The following is a 12,943-nucleotide window of genomic DNA, read 5'->3' on the forward strand; positions in this document are numbered from 1 at the left end:
GGCGGACCGGCCCCGACGGGCAAGGGGCCCGCGTCCCCTCACGGGATGCGGGCCCCTTCTCGTCTCGGTGGTCGCCTGCCGGGGTCAGTCCTCGCCCAGGTACGCCTTGCGGACCGATTCGTCGTGCAGCAGCTCCTGGCCGGTGCCGGAGAGGACGACGCTGCCCACCTCCATGACGTGGCCCTGGTCGGCGAGGGAGAGCGCCGCCTGGGCGTTCTGCTCCACGAGCAGGATGGTGGTGCCCTGGGACTTCAGCTCGGCGATGGTCGCCATGATCTTCTGCATCATGATGGGGGAGAGCCCCATGGACGGCTCGTCGAGCATGAGCAGCTTGGGCTGGGACATCAGGGCCCGGCCCATGGCCAGCATCTGCTGTTCGCCGCCGGACAGGGTGCCCGCCGCCTGCTTCCTGCGCTCCCCGAGGATGGGGAACAGGTCGTAGGCCCGCTGGACGTCCTTCTCGATGCCCTGCTTGTCGCTGCGCAGGAACGCCCCGAGGAGCAGGTTGTCCTCGATGGACATGCGGGGGAAGATGTGCCGCCCCTCGGGGGAGTGGGCGAGCCCCAGCGAGACGATCTTGTGGGCCGGGATCTTCTTGAGCGACTTGCCCTCGAACCTGATCTGGCCCCCGACCGGCTTGAGCAGGCCGGAGAGGGTACGCAGGGTCGTGGTCTTGCCGGCGCCGTTGGTCCCGATGAGGGTGACGATCTGGCCGGCTTCGACCGTGAAGGAGATGCCCTTGACGGCCTGGATCTTGCCGTAGGCGACGCGGAGGTCCTCGACCTCGAGCAGTGCGGTCATCGGTCGTCCTCCTTGCCGGGCACGGCGTCCGCCGGGGTCTCGGCGGGGGTGTTGTTGTCCGCCGGTGCCGCGTCGGCCGGTGCCTCTGCCTGCTCCTGGGCCTGTGCGGCCTCGGCCTGTGCCTCGGCGCTCTCGACCTCGGCCACCTCCTCGTCCCCGGGCGCGCCCTCGAAGGGTTCGCCGAGGTAGGCGGCGACGACGCGTTCGTCGCCCTGGACGGTGGCGCTGTCGCCCTCGATCAGTTTCTCGCCCTGGACGAGGACGGCGACGCGGTCGCAGAGGTTGAAGATGAACCGCATGTCGTGCTCGATGACGAGCACGGCGATGCCCATGTCGCGGATGGCGAAGACCAGTTCCTCGGTGGCGCGGGTCTCCTGCGGGTTCATGCCGGCGGTCGGCTCGTCGAGGAGCAGCAGTCCGGGTTCGCTGGCCAGTGCCCGGGCGATCTCCAGCTTGCGCTGTTCGCCGTAGGGGAGGTTGCGGGAGAGGTGTTCCGCCTTGTGGTCGAGGCCCACGAACGCGAGGAGTTCCATCGCGCGGGCCTTGGAGGCGGCCTCGGCCCGGTGGAAGCCCGGTCCGCGCAGGACGGCGGACCAGAAGCCCTCCTTGGTGCGGGTGTGACGGCCCACGAGCACGTTTTCCAGGACGGTCATGTTGGCGAAGAGCCGGATGTTCTGGAAGGTGCGGGCGATGCCTGCCGCGGTGACCTTGAAGGACTTGGGCGGCAGGACCTCGCCCTGGTAACGGACCTCGCCCTCGGTGGGGACGTAGAGGCCGGTCAGACAGTTGAAGAACGTGGTCTTGCCGGCGCCGTTGGGGCCGATGAGCCCGACGATCTCGCCGCTGCTGACGGTGAGGTCGACTCCGCGTACGGCGGTGAGGCCGCCGAAGCGCATGGTGACGTTGCGGGCGTCCAGGACGGTCTTGCCGGGGGTGGTGGTCACCGGCGTGTCCTTGGTGGTGGTGTCGGTGGTCATGGTGGTCAGGCCCCCGTCTTGCTGAGGACTGTGGGCGCGTCGGCCTCGTCGTGGAATTCCAGCTGGCGGCGGCGGTTGGGGATGAGTCCCTCGGGCCGGAAGCGCATGAGCAGGACCAGCGCCAGTCCGAACGCGAGGAGTTGGTAGTCGCCGAGGAACTGGAGCTTGTTCGGGATCAGGAAGAGCAGCGAGGCGCCGATGAGGGGCCCGGCGATGGTGCCCATGCCGCCGAGGACCACCGCGGCGAGCAGGAAGGCGGAGTTGGGCGGGGTGGAGCTGGCGAAGAGGTACTGCTCGGGGGTCACGGTGTAGGTGACGTGGGCCTGGACGGTGCCGGCGAGGCCGGCCAGGCAGGCGCCGACGGCGAAGGCGATCAGTTTGACCCGGAAGCCGTTGATGCCCATGGCCTGGGCCGCGGTCTCGTCCTCGCGGATGGCCACCCAGGCGCGCCCGATGCGGGAGTCGCCGCTGCGCCGGAAGACGAGCACGACGACGGCGGTGATCAGCAGCATCAGGAGGAAGTAGTTGGCGAAGCGGCCGATGGTGAATCCGGCGATGTCGTGCGGAAGGCCGAAGTCGAAGCCGAGGATCTTCAGGTTGGGGATGGAGGAGACGCCGTTGGAGCCGTTGGTGAGGTCGGGCCCCGAGGTGCCGTCGAGGTTGTTGGCGGTGATGCGGAAGATCTCACCGAAGCCGAGGGTGACGATGGCGAGGTAGTCGCCGCGCAGCCGCAGGGTCGGGGCGCCGATGAGGACGCCGAACACCAGCGAGGCGGCGGCGCCGACGAGGAGGGCGGCCCAGAACGGGAAGTGCACGTGGAAGGGAGAGTTGGGGGAGCCGGAGACCAGGGAGGCGGCATAGGCGCCGACGCCGAGGAAGGCGACGTATCCGAGGTCCAGGAGACCGGCGAGGCCGACGACGATGTTCAGACCGAGTGCGACGGTGGCGAAGATCAGGATGTAGACGCCGAGGGTGGCGTACTGGTCGTCGGTCTGGGTGAAGGGGAAGACGGCCGCCGCCAGGAAGGCGCCGAAGGTGGTGACGTTCTGGTGCCGGCTGGTGATCTGGGAGGCGTGGGCGATGAGGCCCGACTTGTTGAGGGCGGCGAAGCCGAAACCGGCGAGGATGAGGAAGCCGATGAACAGTTCGTCGTACTCGGTGCCGATCCCGTAGGTGAAGACGGTCAGGCCCAGTCCGAGGATGGCGACGATGATCAGGAGCTCGGCGTAGGTGGGCAGCGTGCCCACGGGGCGGGGGGTGCCGGTCGTGAAGCTCGCCCTGACGATGTCCCGGAGGTGGGCCGTCTTGTGCTTGAAGTGCTCCCAGCCGCTGTCGTCGGGGTCGATCGGGTCCGGCTCGGGGCGTTCGAAGGGCAGGGCCAGGGCGCCGGTGAGGGCGGCGAGGCTGCCGACGGCGACGATGTAGGCGCCGGGTTCGAGGTTGACGACGCCGCCGAGTTTGGCGCTGATGGCGATGACCGTGTACAGCGCGGTGGCGGCGGTGCCCAGCGCGGCGAGCTTGATGCCCGCGTCGGCGCCTGCGGGGGTGAGCCAGCGCAGGCCCTTGACGCCGTAGGAGGAGAGCGCCAACAGGATGGTGAGGGCGGCGCCGATGAGGACGAGGACCTGCAGGCCGCCGGGGTAGCCGTAGACGGTGAGGTCGCCGGGGAAGTCGGAGGTCCAGGTCCAGGCGAGGAAGGTGGCGGCGAGCGTGAGGACGCCACCGCCGGTGGCGAGGGCGCGGCCGATGTGTTCCGGCATCGGGACCAGGCCGGTGCGGGCGGCGTCCGCGGCGGGGGCGCTGGGGGTCTCGGGTGCTGTGGTCTGTGTGGTCATCGGTGTCACGCCCTGTCCGCGACGCGCTCGCCGAGTAGGCCCTGGGGCCGGAAGAGGAGCACGAGGATGAGGAGTACGAACGCCCAGACGTCGGCCCAGGTGTTGCTGCCGAACTTGTCCATGCCCGGGATGTCGGCGATGTAGGCGGTGGCGAGGGTCTCGGCGACGCCGAGGACGAGGCCGCCGATCATGGCGCCGTAGATGTTGCCGATGCCGCCGAGGACCGCGGCGGTGAAGGCCTTGAGGCCGAGGAGGAAGCCCATGCGGAAGTCGATCTGGCCGTACTTGAGGCCCCAGGTGACACCGCCGACGGCGGCGAAGGCGGCGCCGAGGGCGAAGGCGATCACGATGATGCGGTCGGTGTTGACGCCCATGAGCCGGGCGGTGTCCGGGTCCTGGGCGGTGGCCTGCATCCCGCGTCCGGTGCGGGTCTTCATGACGAAGTAGCCGAGGAAGGCCATGCTGAGCGGCGCGGCGACGAGCAGGAAGATGTCGCCGGTCTGGATGGTGACGCTGCCGACCTCGAAGGGACCCCCGGCGATCTGCGGGAAGGTGAGGGCATCCTTGGCGCCCGGGTACCAGGCCCACACCGCCTGCTGCAGGGCGAGGGAGAGGCCGATGGCGGTGATCAGGGGGGCCAGGCGTGGCGCGCCGCGCAGGGGCCGGTAGGCGAATCGTTCCGCTCCGACCGCGACGAGGACGGCGACGATGATGGCGCCCACCAGCATCAGCGGCAGCGCGACCCACATCGACGTGCCGTCGGGCAGCACCCACAGGTACACGGAGAGGGCGCCGAAGGCCCCCGTCATGAAGATCTCGCCATGGGCGAAGTTGATGAGCTGGACGATGCCATAGACCATCGTGTAGCCGATGGCGACCAGCCCGTACATGGATCCCAGTAGCAGGCCGTTGACCAGCTGCTGCGGCAGTTCGTTCACCGCATGTCCTCCGAGACTTCGGATGTTTGTCGAATGTGGCCGGATGCGTGTGCGCGCGGGGCGCCAGTGGAACAGCGCCCCGCGCGACTGGTGAGCGGTGCTGGTGCGGCTCAGCCGGTGAAGGTGCCGGAGTGGACCGAGTCCCAGGCGCCGTTCTTGACGGCGTAGACGGTGAGCTGCTTGTTGGTGGCGTCACCGAACTCGTCGAAGGAGACCTTGCCGGTCACACCGTCGAAGGAGACGTCCTGCATGGCCGCGGTGACCTTGGCGCGGGCGTCGTCGGGCAGCTTGCCGCCGTTGTCGTCGACGACCTTCTTGACGGCCTCGATGACGGCCCAGGCGGAGTCGTAGGAGTAGCCGCCGTAGGCGGAGTACTCGTCCTTGTAGCCCGCTGCCTTGTAGTCGGCCACGAACTGCTTGGCGGAGTCGAGGGTCTCGACGGGCGCGCCGACGGAGGTGGAGAGGTCACCGTCGCTGTCGGAGCCGGCCAGCTCGATGAACTTGTCGTCCTTGATGCCGTCGCCGCCGATCAGCGGGATCTTGGCGCCGGCGGCCTTGATCTGCTTGCTGAGCGGGCCGGCCTGCGGGTACTCGCCGCCGTAGTAGACGACGTCGGCGCCGGAGTTCTTCACCTTGGTGGCGACCGCCGAGAAGTCCTTGGCCTCGGGGTTGATGTGCTCGGTGCCGACGACCTTGCCGCCGAGCTTCTTGAACTCCTCGGTGAAGGTCCCGGCCAGGCCCGCGCCGTAGGTCTTCTTGTCGTCGATGACGAAGACCTTCTTCTTCTTGGCCTCGTTGTAGAGGTACTGCGCGGCGAACGGGCCCTGGATGGCGTCCGTGGTCGCGGTACGGAAGTACGACTTGTACTGGCGGACCTTCTTATTGCGCCAGTCCGCGCCCTGGGTGAGGCCGGGGCCCGTGTTGGCGGGGGAGACCTCGACGAGGTGGGCGTCGTCGAGGACCTTCTGCATGCCCTCGGCGACGGACGAGTTCAGGGGGCCGACGACGCCGAGGACGGACTTGTCCGCGACGAATTTGGTGGCGTTCTGCTGGCCCACGGAGGCCTGAATCTGGTCGTCCAGAGCCTGGACCTTGAAGGTGACGCCCTTGACGAAGTTCTGCTTGTTGGCCGTCTTGGCGGCCAGGTCGGCGGAGTTCTTGATGCCGAGGCCCATGGCGGACAGGCCGCCGGTCAACGGAGCGTCGACGCCGATGGTGACGACGGTGCCACCCTTGCCGGAGTCCGAACCCTTGTCGTCGCCCCGGGAGCCGCAGGCGGTGAGGGTGAGTGCTCCCGCTGCCAGTGCTGCGGTTACGGCGATGAGTGAACGTTGACGCACGATCAGTCCTTTCCCTGGCACGGCCCCTCCCCCCTGGAAGAGGTCGAGTCGAGCGCGGAGTCGAAGGGGTATTCCGACGGCGCCGTGACTGGCGGTGACTCTAGGCGTGCGCGGGGAACGGAGAGGAGGGCTTGGCCAAGGCTGTGACGCTCTTGTTATGACACGACGTATTGCAGAGCGGTACGCGACGGGTGGAACAGCGGAATTCAGGCTGATTCGCCCGGTCCGGAATCTGAGAACCCGCAGGACGCGCCGCGCTCCGTTCAGGTGCGTCAACGGTTTTGGTGATTACCCGGAACCGGTGACGCAGGCGGCTCGCAGGGCCTGGGAGAGGTTCTGTGCATAGCGTGACCCGAGGATGAAACTGTGCACCTCGATTGCGCGTTTATTACGCAGTGTTACGTCCAGGAAAGGGAGTCCGGCGTCCGCCGGAACTTTTCCGCATTCCCTCACATGCATGGTGATCACCACTTTATGGGCGGATCCCGCCCTGATGCGGAAAGGGGTGCGGGGTGCGGAGGTGAGGGAAAGTCCCTCGTACGGCTGGGTGATGCCGGTGACGGTCACGGGTGGGCCGGACCGCACGCTGACCAGCACCGCGAAGCTGAATGTCCTGGTTTCGGCGTCGCGAGGTGCGGCCACGTCGTCCAGGTAGGACACGTCGGTCACCTGGGAGGGGTAGGGCGGCGCCGCGGGCCGGGGCCGCGGCGCGTGCTGGCGGGTGGCGAACAGGTAGCCGCCGCCCGCGAGGAGAAGGGCCAGCGTCAGAGCGGTGAGGACGGCGCGGCGGCGCCGCCGGTACAGCCGCGCGAGGGGGCCGTGCGCGAGGCCGCCGGCGGGGGGTGGGTCGTCCGGGCCGGACGTGCCCCACTCATGCGTACCCTCGCCCGGTTCGAGCGGCCCGATCCCGCTCACGGTCCGGGTCTCCTGCCGATGACCCGAGGGGACGTCAGCTGCCCCGCCGTGGGCGGCGGTTGGGGGCGGGACCGGCTCGACCGCGCCCCCGGCCGGGGCGCTCCTCCCGTTGTCATGGCAAGAAGCTAGGCGGCCCGGTGCCCGGGGGCAACGGTCGAGAAGGCGGTTTCGCGGCTCAGCCGGCCGCGCCGGCGGGGCCGTCGCCCGGCTGCGCGTCGCGCAGCAGGCAGGTCAGACGGGCGCTGCACACCCGCCGCCCCTCCTCGTCGCTGATCACGATCTCGTACGTCGCCGTCGAGCGTCCCCGGTGGAGGGGGGTGGCCACGCCGGTGACCAGACCGGAGCGCGCCCCGCGGTGATGGGTGCAGTTCAGGTCGACTCCGACGGCGATCCTGGAACTGCCGCCGTGCAGCATGGCGCCGACCGAGCCGAGGGTCTCGGCGAGGACGGCGGAGGCGCCGCCGTGCAGCAGTCCGTAGGGCTGGGTGTTGCCCTCCACCGGCATGGTGCCCACGACGCGGTCGGCGGACGCCTCCAGGATCTGCACGCCCATACGGGTGCCGAGGTGCCCGGCGGAGAACAGGGCGGGCAGGTCGACTCCGAGCGCGGCGTACTCGTCGAGGACTTCCTGCGGGAACTTCACGTGCTGCTGCTCGCCCATGGGGTCCGGCTCCGTTCGTCCTTGATCGGGTCGGCGCCGACCGGCTCGGGGCCGATCGGCACCGTGTTCACTGAGCGAACGCTCAGTCGGCCGCCGATTGTTCCAGACGCACCACGACGGACTTGCTGGCCGGGGTGTTGCTGGTGTCCGCGGTGGCGTCCAGCGGCACCAGCACGTTGGTCTCCGGGTAGTACGACGCGGCGCAGCCCCGGGCCGTCGGATAGTGCACGACGCGGAAGCCCGGCGCCCGCCGCTCCACGCCGTCCTTCCACTCGCCGACCAGGTCCACGTACGACCCGTCGGCCACCCCCAGCGCCCGCGCGTCCTCCGGGTTGACCAGCACCACCCGCCGGCCGTTCCTGATCCCCCGGTAGCGGTCGTCGAGGCCGTACACCGTGGTGTTGTACTGATCGTGCGAGCGCAGCGTCTGCAACAGCAGCCGGCCCTCGGGCAGTTCGGGGTACTCCACCGCGGCGGCGGTGAAGTTGGCCTTGCCGGTGGCCGTCGGGAAGCGGCGCTCGTCGCGCGGGGCGTGCGGCAGCGCGAAGCCGCCGGGCCGGGCCACGCGCGCGTTGAAGTCCTCGAAGCCGGGGATCACCCGGGCGATCCGGTCGCGGATCGCGGCGTAGTCCTGCTCGAACTCCTTCCACGGCACCACGCTCTTGTCGCCCAGCACCCGGCGGGCCAGCCCGCACACGATGGCCGGCTCGGACCTCAGCTGCGGGCCCGCGGGCCGCAGCCGGCCCCGGGAGGCGTGCACCATGCCCATGGAGTCCTCGACGGTGACGAACTGCTCGCCGCCGTCCTGCACGTCCCGTTCGGTGCGGCCGAGGGTGGGCAGGATCAGCGCCCGCGCGCCCGTGACCACGTGGGAGCGGTTGAGCTTGGTCGACACGTGCACCGTCAGCCGGGCCCGGCGCATGGCGGCCTCGGTGACGTCGGTGTCGGGGGAGGCGGAGACGAAGTTGCCGCCCATGGCGAAGAACACCTTCGCCGCGCCGTCGCGCAGGGCCCGGATGGCCCGGACGACGTCGTAGCCGTGCCCGCGCGGCGGCGCGAAGCCGAACTCCTTCTCCAGGGCGTCCAGGAAGGCGGGATCGGGGCGCTCGAAGATGCCCATCGTGCGGTCGCCCTGCACGTTGGAGTGGCCGCGCACCGGGCACACGCCCGCCCCCGGGCGGCCGATGTTGCCGCGCAGCAGCAGGAAGTTGACCACCTCGCGGATGGTCGGCACCGAGTGCTTGTGCTGGGTCAGGCCCATCGCCCAGCACACGATGGTGCGCTCGGAGGCGAGGACCATGTCGAGCGCGCGGTCGATCTCCGCGCGCGTGAGCCCGGTCGCGGTGAGCGTCTCGTCCCAGTCGGCGTCGCGGGCGGCCTTCGCGAACTCCTCGTAGCCATGGGTGTGTTCGCGGACGAACTGCTCGTCCACCGCGCCCTCGGTGTCGAGGATCAGCTTGTTGAGGAGGCGGAAGAGGGCCTGGTCGCCGCCGATGCGGATCTGGAGGAACAGATCGGTGAGCGCGGCGCCCTTGAGCATGCCCTGCGGGGTCTGCGGGTTCTTGAACCGCTCCAGACCGGCCTCCGGCAGCGGGTTGACACTGATGATCTTCGCGCCGCCCGCCTTGGCCTTCTCCAGGGCGGAGAGCATCCGGGGGTGGTTCGTGCCCGGGTTCTGCCCGGCGACGATGATCAGGTCGGCCTGGTAGAGGTCCTCGAGGAGCACACTGCCCTTGCCGATCCCGATCGTCTCCGACAGCGCCGAGCCGGAGGACTCGTGGCACATGTTGGAGCAGTCGGGCAGGTTGTTGGTGCCGAGTTCGCGCGCGAAGAGCTGGTAGAGGAACGCGGCCTCGTTGCTGGTGCGGCCGGAGGTGTAGAAGAGGGCCTCGTCGGGGGAGTCGAGGGCGGCGATCTCCTCGGCGACGATGTCGAAGGCGCGCTCCCAGGTGACCGGTTCGTAGTGATCGGCGCCCTCGGGCAGGTACATGGGGTGGGTGAGCCGCCCCTGCTGGCCCAGCCAGTACCCGCTGCGGTCCGCCAGGTCGGACAGGGAGTGCGCGGCGAAGAACTCCGGGGTGACCCGGCGCAGGGTGGCCTCCTCGGCGACCGCCTTCGCGCCGTTCTCGCAGAACTCCGCCGTGTGCCGGTGCTCCGGCTCGGGCCAGGCGCAGCCCGGGCAGTCGAAGCCGTCCTTCTGGTTGACCCGCAGCAGGGTCAGCGCGGTGCGCCTCACCCCCATCTGCTGCTGGGCGATCCGCAGGGTGTGCCCGATGGCCGGCAGCCCGGCCGCCGCGTGCTGCGGCTCGGCTACCTGCGGCGCGTCCTGAACCGGATCACCCATGGGCGGCTTCGTGGCCATCGCACGCTCTCCTTCGACTGCGGTATGTGAAGAACGTCTCCGATCCTCGCACGGCCCTGTGACCGGGCTTACGGCCGGGGACGCGGACCACGACGGCACCGCGGCGACTGCGGCGATCGTGCTGACCGTGCGGGCTGCGCCGACCGTGCGGGCCGCGGGCCCGGGCGGCGGAGGCGGGCGGTGGGCCCCGGCTGTCAGTGGCACGTGGCAGGATCGGGGACGTGGCAGAGACAGCATCGAAGAAGACCGACACCCGTCCCGGCGGCACCCGTCCCCGGCTGATGCTCATGGACGGGCACTCGCTGGCCTACCGCGCGTTCTTCGCGCTGCCCGCGGAGAACTTCACCACCGCGACGGGACAGCCGACGAACGCGATCTACGGCTTCGCGTCGATGCTGGCCAACACGCTGCGTGACGAACAGCCCACGCACTTCGCGGTCGCCTTCGACGTCTCCCGCAAGACCTGGCGCTCGCAGGAGTTCACCGAGTACAAGGCGAACCGCTCCAAGACCCCGGACGAGTTCAAGGGCCAGGTCGAGCTGATCGGCGAACTGCTCGACGCGATGAACGCCTCCCGCTTCGCCGTCGAGGGGTTCGAGGCGGACGACGTGATCGCCACCCTCGCCACCCAGGCCGAGGCCGAGGGCTTCGAGGTGCTGATCGTCACCGGCGACCGCGACTCCTTCCAACTGGTCTCCGAGCACACGACGGTGCTGTACCCGACCAAGGGCGTCTCCGAACTGACCCGGTTCACCCCGGAGAAGGTCGTCGAGAAGTACGGCCTGACGCCGGCCCAGTACCCGGACTTCGCGGCGCTGCGCGGCGACCCGTCCGACAACCTGCCGGGCATCCCCGGCGTCGGCGAGAAGACCGCTGCGAAGTGGATCAACCAGTTCGGTTCGTTCGCTGAGCTCGTCGAGCGCGTCGAGGAGGTCAAGGGCAAGGCCGGGCAGAACCTGCGCGACCACCTGGAGTCCGTCAAGCTCAACCGCCGGCTCACCGAGCTGGAGCGGAGCGTGGAGCTGTCGAAGGCGGTCACCGACCTCGCCCGCACGCCGTACGACCGCAAGGCCGTCGCGCTGGTCCTGGACACCCTGGAGATCCGCAACCCGTCCCTGCGCGAGCGGCTCTTCGCCGTCGACCCGGGCGCGGAGGAGGCCGAGACGACCCCGATCGCCACGGACGGGGTGCAGCTGGACGGCACCGTGCTCGGCACCGGCGAGCTGGCCGGCTGGCTCGCCGAGCACGGCACGCAGGTCCTCGGTGTCGCCACCGTCGACACCTGGGCGCTGGGCGCGGGCTCGGTCGCCGAGATCGCGCTCGCCGCGCCCGGCGGAGCGGCCGCCTGGTTCGACCCGTCCGAGCTGGACGAGGCGGACGAGAGCGCGTTCGCGGCCTGGCTGGCCGACGCGGACCGGCCCAAGGTCTTCCACAACGCCAAGGGCGCCATGCGGGTCTTCGCCGAGCACGGCTGGACCATCGAGGGCGCCACCATGGACACCGCGCTCGCCGCCTACCTGGTCAAGCCGGGCCGCCGCTCCTTCGACCTGGACGCGCTGTCCCTGGAGTACCTGCACCGGGAGCTGGCCCCCGCCGCCGCGGCCGACGGGCAGCTCGCCTTCGGCGCGGACGAGGGCGCCGAGGCCGAGGCCCTGATGATCCAGGCCCGGGCCGTCCTCGACCTCGGCGAGGCCTTCGAGGCCCGGCTCGCGGAGGTCGGCGCGGCGGACCTGCTGCGCGACGTCGAGCTGCCGACGTCCACGCTGCTGGCCCGCATGGAGCGGCACGGCATCGCGGCGGACCGGACCCACCTCGAGACGATGGAGCAGATGTTCGCGGGCGCGGTGCAGCAGGCCGTGAAGGAGGCGCACGCGGCGGCCGGGCACGAGTTCAACCTCGGCTCGCCCAAGCAGCTCCAGGAAGTCCTCTTCGGCGAGCTCGCCCTGCCGAAGACGAAGAAGACCAAGACGGGCTACACCACCGACGCCGACGCCCTGGCATGGCTGGCCACCCAGACGGACAACGAGCTGCCGGTCGTGATGCTTCGCCACCGCGAGCAGGCGAAGCTGCGCGTCACCGTCGAGGGCCTGATCAAGACGATCGCGGCCGACGGCCGCATCCACACCACGTTCAACCAGACGGTCGCCGCCACCGGCCGTCTGTCGTCGACGGACCCGAACCTCCAGAACATCCCCGTCCGCACCGACGAGGGCCGGGCCATCCGGCGCGGCTTCGTGGTCGGCGAGGGCTTCGAGTCGCTGATGACGGCCGACTACAGCCAGATCGAGCTGCGCGTGATGGCCCACCTGTCCGAGGACGCGGGCCTGATCGAGGCGTTCACCTCCGGCGAGGACCTGCACACCACGGCGGCCTCGCAGGTCTTCGGCGTCGACCGCTCGGCGGTGGAGCCGGAGATGCGGCGCAAGATCAAGGCGATGTCCTACGGCCTGGCGTACGGGCTGTCGGCCTTCGGCCTCTCCCAGCAGCTGAACATCGAGGCGGCCGAGGCGCGCGCCCTGATGGACGCCTACTTCGAGCGTTTCGGCGGCGTACGGGACTATCTGCGCCGCGTGGTCGACGAGGCGCGGGCCACCGGCTACACCGAGACCCTCTTCGGGCGCCGGCGCTATCTGCCCGACCTCAACAGCGACAACCGCCAGCGCCGCGAGATGGCCGAGCGCATGGCTCTCAACGCGCCGATCCAGGGCACGGCGGCCGACATCGTCAAGATCGCCATGCTCCACGTGGACCGTGCCCTGCGCGAGGCCGGTCTCACCTCCCGCATGCTCCTCCAGGTCCACGACGAAATCGTCCTGGAGATCGCCCCCGGCGAACGCGAGTCCGTGGAGGAGATCGTCCGCCGCGAGATGGCCGACGCGGTCCAGCTCAGGGCCCCCTTGGACGTCTCGGTCGGCGTCGGCCCGGACTGGGAGTCGGCGGCGCACTAGGGTCTTTCGTTTGGATCAGGCCAGACCCCGCGAGCCCGGCATGATCCAAACGAGAGGCCCTAGGGTCCGAGCGCCGCTGTGAACCGGCGATGGTGGCCATCGGTAGATCCGGAGGCAGCCGGGGCTTCCCTCCTGTGGCGGATGCTCCTGTGAGGTCCGTCACTCC

General features: G+C 70.1%; 9 protein-coding genes. 1 reads left to right on the forward strand and 8 read right to left on the reverse strand.

What is annotated here, in order from left to right; genetic code table 11:
- Window positions 1–84: 84 nt before the first annotated feature.
- The 8 genes from ACIHCX_RS03735 to ACIHCX_RS03770 form a co-directional block, all read right to left on the reverse strand.
- Window positions 85–801, reverse strand: coding sequence for an ABC transporter ATP-binding protein (locus ACIHCX_RS03735; RefSeq protein WP_400026215.1), 717 nt, complete (start codon window positions 799–801; stop codon window positions 85–87).
- Window positions 798–1,778 carry an ABC transporter ATP-binding protein gene (locus tag ACIHCX_RS03740; RefSeq protein WP_400026217.1) on the reverse strand — a complete coding sequence of 327 codons (981 nt, stop codon included), beginning with the start codon at window positions 1,776–1,778 and terminating at the stop codon, window positions 798–800. The genes ACIHCX_RS03735 and ACIHCX_RS03740 overlap by 4 nt, the downstream gene beginning before the upstream one ends.
- 5 nt (window positions 1,779–1,783) lie before the next feature.
- The gene (locus ACIHCX_RS03745; RefSeq protein ID WP_400026219.1) at window positions 1,784–3,613 is read right to left on the reverse strand and encodes a branched-chain amino acid ABC transporter permease; all 1,830 of its coding nucleotides are present in this window, start codon (window positions 3,611–3,613) and stop codon (window positions 1,784–1,786) included.
- Between the two features lie 5 nt (window positions 3,614–3,618).
- On the reverse strand, window positions 3,619–4,551 hold the full coding sequence (locus ACIHCX_RS03750) for a branched-chain amino acid ABC transporter permease (RefSeq protein ID WP_400026221.1): 933 nt from the start codon (window positions 4,549–4,551) through the stop codon (window positions 3,619–3,621).
- A gap of 110 nt (window positions 4,552–4,661) precedes the next feature.
- The gene (locus ACIHCX_RS03755; protein WP_400026223.1) at window positions 4,662–5,891 is read right to left on the reverse strand and encodes a branched-chain amino acid ABC transporter substrate-binding protein; all 1,230 of its coding nucleotides are present in this window, start codon (window positions 5,889–5,891) and stop codon (window positions 4,662–4,664) included.
- Between the two features lie 288 nt (window positions 5,892–6,179).
- On the reverse strand, window positions 6,180–6,806 hold the full coding sequence (locus ACIHCX_RS03760) for a Tat pathway signal sequence domain protein (protein ID WP_400026224.1): 627 nt from the start codon (window positions 6,804–6,806) through the stop codon (window positions 6,180–6,182).
- Between the two features lie 175 nt (window positions 6,807–6,981).
- Window positions 6,982–7,467, reverse strand: a complete 486-nt coding sequence (locus tag ACIHCX_RS03765; RefSeq protein ID WP_400026226.1) for a PaaI family thioesterase — start codon at window positions 7,465–7,467, stop codon at window positions 6,982–6,984.
- An 82-nt stretch (window positions 7,468–7,549) separates the two neighbouring features.
- Window positions 7,550–9,829: an FdhF/YdeP family oxidoreductase gene (locus ACIHCX_RS03770; protein ID WP_400026228.1), complete on the reverse strand. Its 2,280-nt coding sequence runs from the start codon at window positions 9,827–9,829 to the stop codon at window positions 7,550–7,552.
- A gap of 221 nt (window positions 9,830–10,050) precedes the next feature.
- Here ACIHCX_RS03770 and polA point away from each other — a divergent pair, with 221 nt between their 5' ends.
- On the forward strand, window positions 10,051–12,777 hold the full coding sequence (polA, locus tag ACIHCX_RS03775) for a DNA polymerase I (protein ID WP_400026230.1): 2,727 nt from the start codon (window positions 10,051–10,053) through the stop codon (window positions 12,775–12,777).
- The last annotated feature ends 166 nt before the right edge of the window (window positions 12,778–12,943 follow it).

The sequence above is a fragment of the Streptomyces sp. NPDC052043 genome, assembly GCF_044548235.1.
In the GTDB taxonomy this organism is placed as follows: Bacteria; Actinomycetota; Actinomycetes; order Streptomycetales; family Streptomycetaceae; genus Streptomyces.

What these genes read in the sequence shown, in the direction of transcription:
- ACIHCX_RS03735 (WP_400026215.1), bottom strand. Translation starts at nt 801, where the DNA reads ATGACCGCACTGCTCGAGGTCGAGGACCTCCGCGTCGCCTACGGCAAG.
- ACIHCX_RS03740 (WP_400026217.1), bottom strand. Translation starts at nt 1,778, where the DNA reads ATGACCACCGACACCACCACCAAGGACACGCCGGTGACCACCACCCCC.
- ACIHCX_RS03745 (WP_400026219.1), bottom strand. Translation starts at nt 3,613, where the DNA reads ATGACCACACAGACCACAGCACCCGAGACCCCCAGCGCCCCCGCCGCG.
- ACIHCX_RS03765 (WP_400026226.1), bottom strand. Translation starts at nt 7,467, where the DNA reads ATGGGCGAGCAGCAGCACGTGAAGTTCCCGCAGGAAGTCCTCGACGAG.
- ACIHCX_RS03770 (WP_400026228.1), bottom strand. Translation starts at nt 9,829, where the DNA reads ATGGCCACGAAGCCGCCCATGGGTGATCCGGTTCAGGACGCGCCGCAG.